The organism is Nereida sp. MMG025, from assembly GCF_021654165.1.
Classification (GTDB): domain Bacteria; phylum Pseudomonadota; class Alphaproteobacteria; order Rhodobacterales; family Rhodobacteraceae; genus Nereida.
The window spans coordinates 114,793-127,567 of the sequence record NZ_JAKFZN010000004.1; the positions used below are offsets into that span (position 1 = coordinate 114,793).

Sequence of the window (12,775 nt, forward strand, 5' to 3'; positions counted from 1 at the left end):
AGGGCCGTGCAGGCGCAGGTCACATGCAAATACGCACATGTGATGAGCGTATTTGGAAAACTGGACAAAAGCGCCGCGATATGAAAAGCCGCGCTCAACAGGAGATCACCCATGACCACCACCCGTTTTGCCCCATCGCCCACTGGCTATATTCATGTCGGAAACTTGCGCACTGCATTGTTCAACTATCTGATCGCGCGTCAGGCAGGCGGCACCTTCATCTTGCGCATCGATGATACGGACCCTGAACGCTCAAAAGAAGAATATGTCGATGCGATCAAGGAAGACCTCGAATGGCTTGGCCTGACATGGGACCGCGTTGAGCGCCAGTCAGAGCGTCTGGACCGCTACGCAGAAGAGGCCGACAAGCTGCGCAGCATGGGCCGCTTTTACGAGGCGTTTGAAACACCGACCGAATTGGACCTGAAGCGCAAAAAGCAGCTGAATATGGGCAAACCGCCTGTCTATGATCGCGCAGCACTTGAGTTGTCAGACGATGAAAAGTCCAAACTACGCGCTGAACGTGGTGGCCACTGGCGGTTTTTGCTGGATCACGCGCGTATTGAATGGACCGATGGCATCTTGGGCGACCTGAGCATTGATGCGGCCTCTGTCAGTGACCCTGTGCTGATCCGCGGTGACGGGCAAGTTCTCTATACACTGGCGTCGGTCGTCGATGACACGGATATGGGCATCACCCATGTGGTGCGCGGATCCGACCACGTGACGAATACGGCGACACAAATCCAGATGATCGAAGCCATCGGCGGAACGGTCCCATCCTTTGCGCATCACTCGCTTTTGACAGGGCCGCAGGGCGAGGCGCTGTCCAAACGTCTTGGCACTTTGGCGCTGCGCGATCTGCGCGAACAAGGCGTCGAGCCGATGGCGCTGCTTTCGTTGATGGCGCGCCTTGGGTCCAGTGATCCTGTTGAGGTGCGTGGATCGATGCAGGACCTGATCGACGGATTTGATCTGTCGAAATTCGGCTCGGCGCCTACCAAGTTTGACAAAGACGACTTGTTCCCGCTGTCGGCAACTGTGCTGCACGGAACCGACCTGTCCAAGGTGAAAACGGATCTTGACGCGCTTGGCGTGCCTGCGGATTTGCAAGACCAGTTCTGGACCGTGGCACGCGAAAACATCACCACACGCCATGATATTGCTGCGTGGTGGGTGCTGTGTCGTGATGGGGCCGACCCTGTGATTGACCCCGATGATGCAGAGTTTGTGGCGCAAGCCCTGGCCATGTTGCCTGATGCGCCATTCGAGGCGGACAGCTGGAAAACCTGGACCACAGCCGTGAAAGAGGCAACGGGCCGCAAGGGGCGTGGGCTTTTCATGCCGCTTCGCAAGGCGCTGACGGGTATGGACCACGGGCCTGATATGTCGGCGCTGATGCCGCTGCTGCAAACCGTCCGCGCCAAAGCATAAAGGGGCGTGGCCATGGCAGACGCGCAAGCCAAGTTTCTGTCAGGCAATCTGTTTAGGCATGTTTCAATCATGTCGCTGACAGCCTCGCTTGGGCTGATGGCTGTCTTTTTGGTTGATTTCGTCGATATGATTTTCATTTCGATGCTTGGCAAAGCAGAGCTTGCCGCTGCCGTGGGATACGCAGGGGCGATTTTGTTTTTCACCACCTCGTTCGGGATTGGCATGGCAATTTCGGCAGGCGCCCTGGTTGCGCGTGCTTTGGGTGCAGGCGATCAGGATCTGGCCCGCCAACGCGCCACCAATGCGCTGATCTACGGTGTCTTGTTTGGATCTGTCTTTGCGCTGCTGGTCTGGCTTAACCTCGACCATCTGGCGCGGCTGATGGGGGCGCGCGGCGAAACGCTGGCGCTTACAGTGCACTATCTTGCGATCATCGTGCCGACCTTGCCTTTGTTGTTGGTGGGTATGATGGGCGGCGCAATCTTGCGGGCGCACGGCGATGCGCGTCGCGCGATGATGGCCACGCTCTATGGGGCGGGGGTGAATGCGGTTCTCGATCCTATTTTGATCTTCGGGTTGGACCTTGAACTGACAGGCGCGGCCCTTGCCAGTGTTTGCGCCCGTATCACGATTGCAGCAACGGCTCTTTTGCCGATCCTGCGCCACTACGGAGGGTTCATGCGTCCGACGCCCCAGTGTCTGCGGCTTGATCTGCCACCCGTTCTGGCGATTGCGGGTCCGGCTATTCTGACGCAACTGGCCACACCTGTTGGCCAGGCTTTTGTCACGCGGGCCATGGCCGAGTTTGGAGAGGCTGCCGTTGCCGGCATGGCGATTGTCGCACGGCTTACGCCCGTTGCCTTCGGTGTCATTTTTGCGCTGTCGGGGGCGGTCGGGCCAATCATCGGGCAAAACGCGGGTGCGGGTGATCTGGACCGCGTCAAAGGCGCGTTTCGCGCGGCGTTGCAGTTTACCGCCATCGTCATTCTGAGCGTCTCGGCGCTGTTGTTTGTGCTGCGCGGCCCGATCGGGGCGATTTTCGGGGCGGATGGTGTGACCCTTGCGTTGGTTTATCTTTTTTGTGGGCCGCTTGCGCTTTTGTATTTCTTCAACGGGCTGATCTTTGTCAGCAACGCAGCCTTTAACAATTTGGGCCATCCGTTTTATTCAACTTGGATCAATTGGGGGCGCAATACGCTTGGCACAATCCCTTTCGTGATGCTCTTTGCGATGTGGTTCGGTGCGGCGGGGGTCTTGATCGGGCAAGCCGTGGGGGGCGTTATTTTTGCAGCCGTCGCGTATCTTTTGGCACGCAAGGTAATCGCAGATGGCGCAAAGCCCCAGATCGCGCCGTTTCAGCGCCAATCGCGGCTTATGTCCATTTTGCACCTACGGCGCTGAGGTTTTCATCAACCAGCCGCGTTTCGGTGGGGCTCAGCATCTGGTGGCGCGGATAACGCGGTGCGGCACGGTCATTCAGGATCGGTGCATCCCATCCATCGGTGGTGGCGAAAAAGTCGCTGACACCTTGCACCCCAAAGACCTGAAAATATCCCTGAACGACCACATCAAGATAGCTGAGCAATATGGGGTGCTGCTGGCTTGGGGGCTGGTGATCATGGTCAATCGCATAGATGGCGGCATCACCATAGCTGGTTTTTGCCGCGTGGCGGCGGTAGGCCGCTTCGCGTTCATCCAGCGCCATCCAGTCGCCATCCGGAACAGCAGCGACCAAGCCCGATATGGTCGTGTCAGGGCAGGGCACGGCGGTCAGAAAGGCAACATCGCGCAGCCCTGTGTGCCGCCACGCGCGCCGCCAGCCTGAAACCTCGGCTGGTCGTGCATAGGGATAGGCATGGGTGCGCGTATTCACCAACGAACCGTATCCGAAAAACTGAGGGCCGTTTTGCGTGGTCACAAAGGAGAGGCCCAAACAGTGCGCATGTTGCGCCCCACGTTGGCCTGCGGGTTGGATTGTTTGGCCACAGGGATGCCTTGCGCCGTTTCAAACGCCAAGACGTTTGCACGGGTTGTCTGGTATATGTCGCGCAGAGCCCTGTCTTGCACAAAGGCCTCGCGCAGTGCTTTGGTATACCACGTGTTTGTGTTGTCATTTGAACACCCAAATGACGTTCGGTTAGAGGCTGCCGCCGTCATGATGATACGGTCAGGATTTTGCAGCGCAGGGATAAGGGCGCCCGAATAGCAAGCCTGCAGAATGATCACATGCGGCTTGCCATTCAAAGGTTGGAAAATCTGGTTCAAGGCCCGTGCGTCCACAAGGGCGTAATCTTCGTCATTGCCGGCGACCAGACCTTGGGGCAGGCCATGGGTAGTGATGAAGCTGACATAAAGATCAGCAGCAGGCAGCGATTTATAATGCGCGGCCATGATCTCAAAATTCACCAGCTTGCCGCCCTTGCCGTCAATGGCAAAGACTGTGGGTGCAATCCGCGCGTCACTGGCCTGATCCAGAGCGCGCACAACGGCGCGGGTGTCGCGGTCAAACACGGCGTCGTCCCATAGGGCAGATGCGGTGACATTGATGGTGCCCGTGGATGACCCTGTAGATGAAGCAGGCGCGCTGGTTGGCGTGTCTTGTGGTGTGACACACCCCGCCAAGGCCAAAAGGCTTAATCCTAAAAACAAGCGTCGAAACATACCGTCACCTTATCAAATTGCAGCCGCGCGCATTATTCTTTGGCACGCAAGATCTGTGCGGGTCGTGCCGCCAGCGGACGCCAAGCATATAACAGACCCGCAACCAAGGTTGCCACAATTCCGCCTGCGATGATACCCAAGGCTGATGGCCAGACAATGGCAAAGGAGACCTCCATCACTTGGGTGATGACCGCCCAGGAAAAGCCGATCCCTGCCACCAGAGCGACCGCCCCCGCAGCCCCGCCAAGCATGAGAGAGCGTAGCGCAAAACTGCTCAGGATTGCGCGCCTGCTTGCGCCAAGGGTTTTCAGCACTGCCGCCTCATAGGTGCGTGCCCCTTCGCCCGCGGCGGCCGCACCGATCAGCACCAGAAACCCGGTCAGCAAGGTGGCCGCTGCGCCGTAGGACGTGGCCGCGGCAAGGCTGGTCAGCAGATCGGCAACACGGTTGATCGCATCGCGCACGCGAATTGCGGTGATATTGGGATAGGCGCTGGCCAGATCACGCAGAATTTGCGCCTCTGCCTGTTCTTCGGCGTAGACCGTGGCGATATGTGTATGCGGCGCGCCTGACAATGCAGCGGGGTTCATCGACAAGATAAACCCGATACCAGCCGTGCTGAAATCAACCTCCCGAAAACTGGTGATCGTGCCTGTGATATCGCGTCCCAGAATGTTCACCGTCATTGTGTCCCCAAGGCTCAGCCCCATTTCTTCGGCCTCTTCAGCGGCAAAGCTGATTTGGGGTGGGCCTGTATAATCCTCTGGCCACCATTGGCCCGCTGTGACGCGGGTATTTTCTGGCAGGGCGTTGGTATAGGTCACGCCGCGGTCGCCTTCCAACACCCAGTGACCGCCCGCAACCTCGCGGGCGGGACGCCCGTTGATTTGGGTGATGATGCCGCGCAACATTGGTGCGCTATCCACGCGGCTGACAGCTGCATCACCATCCAGACGGGCGCGAAAGCCCTCAAGCTGGTCATTCTGGATATCGACAAAGAAGTAACTTGGCGCAACATCGGGCAGGTCGCGTTCGATCGCGCTGCGCAGGTTGCCGTCAATCTGCCCGACGGCTGCAAGCACGGACAGCCCGAGACCAAGGGACAGGACCACCGAGGTTGCTTGCTCTTTCGGTCCGCCAATCGCACCAAGGGCAAGCCGCAGCCCTGTGCGTCCGCGCAAGGCAGGCAGGCGTGTCAGGCGGGTTGAAAGCCAGCGGATCCCGCGGGCTGCAATTGAGAGTGCAGCAAGGACCGCCACGATGCCGCCAAAGGTCCATAGGGTCAGCATGACGGTGCTGGAAAAGAAGATCGCCACACCAACAAGAGCGGCCAGCAATACAAAGATCGCCAATAGGTAGGGCGCACGCGGCAGCGGTGCATCGTTGCTCAACGCATCCCGAAAGAGCGTGGCAGCGCGGATCGTTTCGGTCTGCGCAAGCGGCCAGAGTGTGAAAATGGCTGCCGCCAAAACCCCATAGATCGCGGCTTCGAACAAGGGGGCCGCATAGACGGTGAACACCGCTGGAACAGGCAGATTGGCCTCGATCAGGGGGGCGAAGGCAAGCGGCGCCAAGGCACCAATCAGCAGGCCAATCGCAAGCCCAAGAAGGGTAAGCACGCCGATCTGAAATCCGTAGGTCAGAAAGATCGTGCGGCGGCTTGCCCCAAGGGTTTTAAGGGTCGCAATGACGTTGGTCTTGCGCCCAAGATAGCTTCGCACAGCGGCACTGACCCCCACGCCGCCGACGGCCAGCCCAGACAGGCCCACCAAAACCAAAAAAGCCCCCAACCGGTCCACAAATTGCCGCACGCCCGGTGCGCCGTTGCGCGCGTCGGTCCACCGCAGGCCTGCATTTTCAAACTGCGCTTCGGCATCGGCCTGAATCGCTGCCAGATCGGTGCCTTCGGGCAACGTGAGCCGATACTTCGTGTCAAACAACGTGCCTTGCGCCAGAAGACCTGTGCCTTCTAATGCTTGCGTGCGCAGGATCGTGCGAGGCCCCAAAGCAAAGCCGCCGGCGGCGCTGTCTGGCTCGTTCACCAAGATGGCGGACAGGGTGAAATCCTTGGCCCCAAGGCGGAAGCGATCCCCCACGGCCAATCCCAATCGGTCTGCCAACACGCGTTGCATAATCGCGCGGTCCCCGGCCAAGGCCTGATCGAGTGGTTGCGCGGGCTCAAGCGTGACGGCACCAACAAGCGGATAGGCAGTGTCCACAGACTTGATCTGGGTCAGCGCGCGTTCTGTCACCCCGTCGCGGGCCACAACGGCCATAGACCGAAAGTCCGTGATTTCAGAGGTTTGGATGGCATTGGCGTCCATCCATGCGCGTTCTTCGTCTGTGGCAAACCGGTACGTGAAGCCAAGCTCTGCATCGCCGCCCAAAAGGGCCGCGCCTTCGCGGTCCAATCCCGTCAGGATTGCCGTGTGCACAGAGCCCACAGCGGCAATCGCGGCCACACCAAGGGCAAGGCATGCCAGAAATATTCCAAAGCCGCGCAACCCTGATGCAAAGCCTGCGCGCAATTCTCGTGCGGCCAATCGCCAAGCCGTCATCATTGCGCGGCCAATGCGCTGTCAGGGGCCAAACGCCCGTCTTGCAGGCTTATGACCCGATCGCATCTTTCGGCAAGATCGGGGGCATGTGTCACCATCACCAATGTTGCGTCATGGCGGTCGCGTAGGCCAAACAGCAAATCCATGATGGCCGCGCCGTTGGCCCCATCAAGGTTGCCAGTGGGTTCATCGGCCAGCAAAATTTCGGGGCGGGGGGCCAAGGCGCGGGCCAGGGCTACGCGCTGTTGTTCGCCCCCTGACATCTGGTTGGGATAATGATGCAATCGCCCGCCAAGTCCTACTGCGGCAAGCTCTTCTTCGGCGCGATCAAACGCATCAGGTTTGCCCGCCAACTCCAGCGGGACAGCGACGTTTTCAAGGGCGGTCATCGTTGGGATAAGATGAAAACTTTGAAAGACAACGCCCATATGATCGCGCCTGAAGCGCGCAAGCGCATCTTCATTCAGCGCCGTCAAATCGCGGCCCAAAGCGGTGATGGTGCCGCCTGTTGCCAATTCCAGCCCACCCATCAGCATCAGCAGGCTCGATTTACCTGATCCCGACGGGCCAACAAGCGCCAGTGTTTCTCCGCGCATCACCTTTAGGCTGATCTTGTGCAGAATATCGATCCGCCCCGCATTGCCATTTAGCGAAAGATCAACATCTTTAAGGGTAAGCACTGGATCGAGCATAAGGGGAGTCCTGACAATGGGGCGTTGGTTTGGATATGGGGCGCGGGGCGCATACCGCAACCTGATTGCATTGGTTTTTATATGTTTTGCAGGTGTTGTGCGTGCAGAGACCGCAACCGTCGCTGTTTTGGGCGACAGCCTTATTCAAGGCTACGGGCTGGTCCAGCAAGAGGGGCTGGTGCCGCAGCTGGAAAGCTGGTTGCACGCGCAAGGGGCAGACGTTGCGCTGATCAACGCGGGGGTGTCTGGTGATACCACGCAAGGCGGGCTGAGTCGGATCGCCTGGACGTTGACGCCAGAAGTGGATGCGGTGATCGTAGCACTTGGGGGCAATGACCTTTTGCGCGGCATCGACCCTGCGGTCAGTCGCGCGAATATCGAAGGTATTGTCGAAGTGACGCAACAGGCCAACCTTGAGGTGTTGTTGATCGGGATCGAAGCCCCGCTGAACTACGGCGCAGACTACAAAGCGGCATTTGACGCGATTTTTCCGCAAGTTGCCGAAATCTATGGCACGGCTTTCCACCCCGGTTTGTTCACCGCTTTTGACGGGCTGGATTTACAGGACGTCATGCAAAGCGACAGTATTCATCCTAATGCCAAAGGTGTTTCGCTGATTGTGGAAGAGATTGGCCCGGATGTTCTGGCTCTGATAAACCGCATCCATTAAAATCGCTGGCTTTTTTGTGGGCGCACACTCGACAAACCAAAGCGCTGCCCCATCTAACTGTCAAATAGGAAGAGGGAACCCTGACAATGACGAATATGGAAAATATGGACGCGCAGATGGCTGAAAAAGAACGTCAGCAAGCGGTCTATGAACGAGCGATGGCCGAGCTGAACGCGGCCCCGCGCCCCCGCGCGATCAAGACCTATGTGACGTCTGATGTGAAAACAGAAGAGCCGTTGATGTTTTCCGAAGGCATGTTGGGCAGCATGGCCCATAGTGCGCAATTGTTCTGCATTGCCTTTGCGATGATCACGCCTATTGTGTTCTTGTGGGCCATCATCTTCTGATCGCACAACAGCACGTAAAAAAGGCGCCGTGGCAAATGCTGCAGCGCCTTTTTCTTTGTCTTATGAGGGGCTTATGTGCCCCTTTGTCACTTACGACAGAGCGAGGTTGATCGCGCTCTCACGACCGTCACGGCCGTTTTCGATGTCGAAAGTTACTTTTTGGTTGTCAGCCAGACCTGTGAGGCCCGAACGTTCAACAGCTGAGATGTGAACAAACACGTCTTTGCTGCCGCCATCGGGTGCAATAAAGCCGTAGCCTTTAGTTGTGTTGAACCATTTTACGGTGCCAGTAGCCATCCCGTATCTCCTTAAATTATGTGCCCGCGGAAGTGCTGCACGTCGGCTTAGTCAGTGATCGAAGGACTGTAGCCGGTGAAGGTAGACAGGGATCGAGTTCTTAACGTTCGCACCCTTGCATATGGGCAGAGCCCGCCAGAAAGCAAGGGGAAACATTCAATAAGGACGATTTGGCAAAGTGTTGCGCAACACGCCACACGCCGTCTGACCCGATGTATGGCAGAGCGTCTGCTCACGGTATGGCAATGCGTCAGACGTTCGGTGGTGTAAGGATTTGGTAAGGTTTGGGGCAGGGGCCGTGGACGGAGAGCCTGAAGGTCACGATGCATGTCGGCAAAGCAACGGTACAGCTCTCCAAGGCGATGAGGCCGCGATATCAAGCGCGGCTGAGCCTTGTGCCGCGGTATTATGTGCATATGCGACTGGCGGGGTATCTGATGCCGGATGTGGAGGAAGTGAAGGAGGAGTTGGGTTAGGAGGTGAACTAGTGTATGGCTAGTGCGGAATGAAGCATCGGGTGAACTCTAGCTCTAGCTTCTGGCGTTATCGACGTTTCAGGAACGGGTTTCTGTTCTTTGAAAAACCAATGAATAGGCTCTTCCTTATGAGTGTTTAGACCAATGATCCCAGTCAAATGCATGCTTTGAAGTAACGCTCTTGCGATATCTAAAATAGCATCGTCGCTTGCCCCGCGCTTAGAATACGTTCTATCAACAAATAGATATACAGGATCTTTGAGAAATTCCTCTTGCTCTGCAAATGCCTCGATCAAGTCGTCTAAAAGTCTTGATGTGAGCAAGTTGCCTACAATGAAAGAACCCTGTTTCCCAGAAAAATATTTCAGCATTGCTTCGAGGCCTGGAAAGACTGACGACCATTCTTCGATCAATGCTGACTTTCGTTCCTCGGAATAAACACGCTCGGCTTTCAAAACTTCAGAAACTGACAATTTCGACTTGTCATTAGAAGTTCGAAAACATGCATTTAGAAATGAAATGATGTCTCGCGGCCTAAATAAAGACCGTTCCAGAATAAACTCAAATGGTCTTTTTTTATTTATTCTGTCGGGAAATAGATCAATCAAGAAGATATTTTGTGAATCGTATTTGCTTCTAAACAAGTAGTTAATTCTTGAATTAATCAATTCTTGCAGCTGTGAGGAAGACCATTTTATCCTCAAGAAGTAGTCCTCATACTTTTCGGTCTGAAAGCCATCGTGCCTTGTTTCTTGAATCACCCTTTCCAACACGTCTGATCGCAACGAAACAATAACCTTCAAGTTTCTGATTTTCTTGAGTCCTTTTAGTGCCTCAATAAGTGCCTTGATTAATTGATACTTTAATTTTTCAGATACCCATTGATCATCGAGGCCATCCACAAGAATTCGAACTGGAGGAAGGCCTTTTTGATTGCTGTATTCTGCCAGCGTCGCTGTGAGCCGTGCCAGTTCGGATAGTAAATCTCCATCCACAACTTGTTTTAAACGAGCTTGTAACTGTTGTTTCTTAATCTTGCCCAAAGTCTGAACAAATCCCGCATTGAAGCGAAATTTTTCGAGTTCCCCGCCAAAATCAGCATTTATCTTCTCAGAAAGCGCCTGCTCGACTTCCCGAAAACTCTCGTCGAAAGTGACCCAGAAGCGGTTTGAGTAGTTTTCAAGATAAGCTAGTGCCTCTTGACGCGTTTGGTCTCTTCTAAACTGATCTTTAATGGTACTAAGAATAGTTCGGGATTTGTCCTCCGAACCTACACGGAACGCGAGTCGAATATACTCAATTAATAAAACGTGCTTCCATAGAGCTTGGAAAAACAAATCTAGCGACACGTCCATTGAATAGATAAATCTAATTACATCGCTGTTAGAGATAAACGTCATCGAAACTTCGCGTAAATCAATGAAGTTTGCTTGATCATTTTCGTCGGCGATCTTTTTTAGTAAGGCCGTTTTTCCTATTCCAGTACTACCCAGAGCAAAGCATTTTGGGGAATTCATGTCTTCTAGCTCTGTTTTTGCGGGATGATCAAAAAAACACTCCTTCAAAAAATAATCATCGTTTTCTGCGGCCGTACTACCGACATTCATATTTTGGGAAAGAACTATTTCTTTTCGACGCACGCCGAACCTCGTATTTCTTGAGCTAACTAACCCTAGGGTTGCACTTAACGAAAGTCGGTTCAAGCCCGTGCTTGCACGGGCAGCGCCCGGACCTCCCCAATGGGGAGGGCGCTTCTCGCCCACCCCGAGGTCCGGGCGCTGCCCTGATGTGGTGTGTTGGGGGTAAGGGTGGTGTTGTTTGAGCGGGCGTTGAGAGCGCCTAGGTTTTCGGGGGTGTGGGAACGCGCTTTTGCTGAAGCAAAAACGCTGCCTCCCACTGCGTTAAATCCAAAAAGTGTTGTCCGCTTAGCGGGCAAACTTTTTGTATTTAACGCGCTTAGGCTCAAGCGCATCTGGGCCCAGACGACGTTTCTTGTCTTCTTCGTAGTCGGTGAACCCGCCTTCAAACCATTCGATGTGGGCCTCGCCCTCAAATGCCAGAATGTGCGTGCAGATACGGTCCAGAAAGAAGCGGTCGTGGCTGATGACGACGGCGCAGCCTGCGAAGTCGACCAGTGCGTCCTCTAGGGCGCGCAGGGTTTCGACGTCCAGATCGTTTGTCGGCTCGTCGAGCAGTAGCACGTTGCCGCCTGCGCGCAGCAGTTTGGCCATATGCACGCGGTTGCGTTCACCGCCTGACAGCACACCGACTTTCTTCTGCTGGTCGCCGCCTTTGAAGTTGAACGACGAGCAATAGGCGCGGCTGTTCATTTCGGCGTCGCCGAGCATGATGATGTCTTGGGCGTCGGTGATGACTTCCCAGACGGTTTTGTCGGCGGGCAGCGCGTCGCGCGACTGATCCACGTAGGACAGATCGACGGTATCGCCGTATTCGACCGAGCCTGAATCGGGCTGTTCCTGCCCTGTCAGCATTTTGAACAGCGTCGATTTACCCGCGCCGTTCGGCCCGATCACGCCGACGATGCCACCGGGCGGCAGCGAAAAGGACAGGTCCTCGATCAGCAGTTTGTCGCCGTAGGCTTTGGTCAGGTTTTCAACCTCGATCACCTTGTTCCCCAGACGTGGGCCGTTGGGGATGATGATCTGGGCGCGGCCGACTTTTTCACGTTCTGACTGGTTGGCCAGATCGTTATAGGCGGCGATCCGTGCCTTGGATTTGGCTTGGCGGGCTTTGGCGCCTTGGCGCATCCATTCCAGTTCGCGTTCCAGCGTTTTCTGCTTGGATTTGTCGTCTTTGGCTTCGCGTTCCATGCGTTTGGCTTTGGCTTCCAGCCATGACGAATAGTTGCCCTCGTGGGGGATGCCCGACCCGCGGTCGAGTTCCAAAATCCAGCCCGTGATCGCATCAAGGAAATAGCGGTCGTGGGTGACGATCAGGATTGTCCCTTTGTAATCAATGAGGTGCTGTTGCAGCCAAGCGATGGTTTCGGCGTCCAGGTGGTTGGTGGGTTCATCAAGCAGCAGCATGTCGGGGGCATCGAGCAAGAGCTGGCAGAGCGCGACGCGGCGTTTCTCACCGCCCGAAAGCGTTGTGACATCGGCGTCATCGGGGGGGCAGCGCAGGGCTTCCATGCTGACATCGATTTGCGCGTCGAGATCCCATAGGTTCTGGGCGTCGATCTCGTCTTGCAGCTTGGCCATTTCATCGGCGGTCTCATCCGAGTAGTTCATCGCCAGTTCGTTGTAGCGATCAAGGATGTCCTTTTTGGCCTTCACGCCAAGCATCACGTTGCCGCGCACATCCAGCGATGGGTCCAACTCGGGCTCTTGGGGCAGGTAGCCCACGCGCGCGCCTTCGGCGGCCCATGCTTCGCCCTGAAACTCAGTGTCTTGCCCTGCCATGATGCGCATGAGGGTCGATTTACCCGTGCCGTTCACGCCGACCACGCCAATTTTGACCCCGGGAAGGAAGTTCAGGCGGATGTTTTCGAACACCTTTTTGCCGCCGGGATATTGCTTGGACACGCCGTCCATGAAGTAGACGAATTGATTGGCCGCCATTGTCGCGTTCTCCTGAAGGGAAATCTGTTTTGTGCGGTGTAGCGTGATCAATCGCGGGG

General features: G+C 55.9%; 11 protein-coding genes. 4 read left to right on the forward strand and 7 right to left on the reverse strand.

Translation table 11 applies throughout. The annotated features are described in order from the left end of the window. Positions 1–111: 111 nt before the first annotated feature. Positions 112–1,434, forward strand: a complete 1,323-nt coding sequence (gene gltX / locus L1065_RS12445) for a glutamate--tRNA ligase (protein WP_237095822.1) — start codon at positions 112–114, stop codon at positions 1,432–1,434. A gap of 12 nt (positions 1,435–1,446) precedes the next feature. Beyond that, positions 1,447–2,835, forward strand: a complete 1,389-nt coding sequence (locus tag L1065_RS12450; RefSeq protein WP_237095823.1) for an MATE family efflux transporter — start codon at positions 1,447–1,449, stop codon at positions 2,833–2,835. Here the strand turns inward: L1065_RS12450 and L1065_RS12455 are convergent. The 4 genes from L1065_RS12455 to L1065_RS12470 are packed head-to-tail and all read right to left on the reverse strand — an operon-like array spanning position 2,807 to position 7,345. Next, on the reverse strand, positions 2,807–3,352 hold the full coding sequence (locus L1065_RS12455) for a gamma-glutamylcyclotransferase (RefSeq protein WP_237095824.1): 546 nt from the start codon (positions 3,350–3,352) through the stop codon (positions 2,807–2,809). The two genes, L1065_RS12450 and L1065_RS12455, sit on opposite strands and share 29 nt — an antisense overlap. Continuing rightward, positions 3,349–4,095: a C13 family peptidase gene (locus tag L1065_RS12460; RefSeq protein ID WP_237095825.1), complete on the reverse strand. Its 747-nt coding sequence runs from the start codon at positions 4,093–4,095 to the stop codon at positions 3,349–3,351. The genes L1065_RS12455 and L1065_RS12460 overlap by 4 nt, the downstream gene beginning before the upstream one ends. A 32-nt stretch (positions 4,096–4,127) precedes the next feature. Next, positions 4,128–6,656, reverse strand: coding sequence for an ABC transporter permease (locus tag L1065_RS12465; RefSeq protein ID WP_237095826.1), 2,529 nt, complete (start codon positions 6,654–6,656; stop codon positions 4,128–4,130). After that, positions 6,653–7,345 (reverse strand): ABC transporter ATP-binding protein, encoded by a 693-nt coding sequence (locus L1065_RS12470; protein ID WP_237095827.1) that lies wholly within the window; start codon positions 7,343–7,345, stop codon positions 6,653–6,655. The genes L1065_RS12465 and L1065_RS12470 overlap by 4 nt, the downstream gene beginning before the upstream one ends. A 16-nt stretch (positions 7,346–7,361) precedes the next feature. On the opposite strand from L1065_RS12470, the gene L1065_RS12475 reads away from it, so the two are divergent. Beyond that, positions 7,362–8,015, forward strand: a complete 654-nt coding sequence (locus L1065_RS12475) for an arylesterase (protein WP_237095828.1) — start codon at positions 7,362–7,364, stop codon at positions 8,013–8,015. Between the two features lie 86 nt (positions 8,016–8,101). Then, complete coding sequence (locus L1065_RS12480) at positions 8,102–8,362, forward strand: hypothetical protein (RefSeq protein ID WP_237095829.1); 261 nt, start codon at positions 8,102–8,104, stop codon at positions 8,360–8,362. 90 nt (positions 8,363–8,452) lie between these two features. On the opposite strand, the gene L1065_RS12485 is transcribed toward L1065_RS12480, so the two are convergent. From L1065_RS12485 to ettA, 3 genes are all read right to left on the reverse strand, one after another. After that, on the reverse strand, positions 8,453–8,659 hold the full coding sequence (locus L1065_RS12485; RefSeq protein ID WP_237095830.1) for a cold-shock protein: 207 nt from the start codon (positions 8,657–8,659) through the stop codon (positions 8,453–8,455). A gap of 484 nt (positions 8,660–9,143) precedes the next feature. Continuing rightward, positions 9,144–10,898, reverse strand: coding sequence for a P-loop ATPase, Sll1717 family (locus L1065_RS12490; protein ID WP_237095831.1), 1,755 nt, complete (start codon positions 10,896–10,898; stop codon positions 9,144–9,146). 162 nt (positions 10,899–11,060) lie between these two features. Then, positions 11,061–12,716 carry an energy-dependent translational throttle protein EttA gene (gene ettA, locus L1065_RS12495; RefSeq protein WP_237095832.1) on the reverse strand — a complete coding sequence of 552 codons (1,656 nt, stop codon included), beginning with the start codon at positions 12,714–12,716 and terminating at the stop codon, positions 11,061–11,063. Between the last annotated feature and the right edge of the window lie 59 nt (positions 12,717–12,775).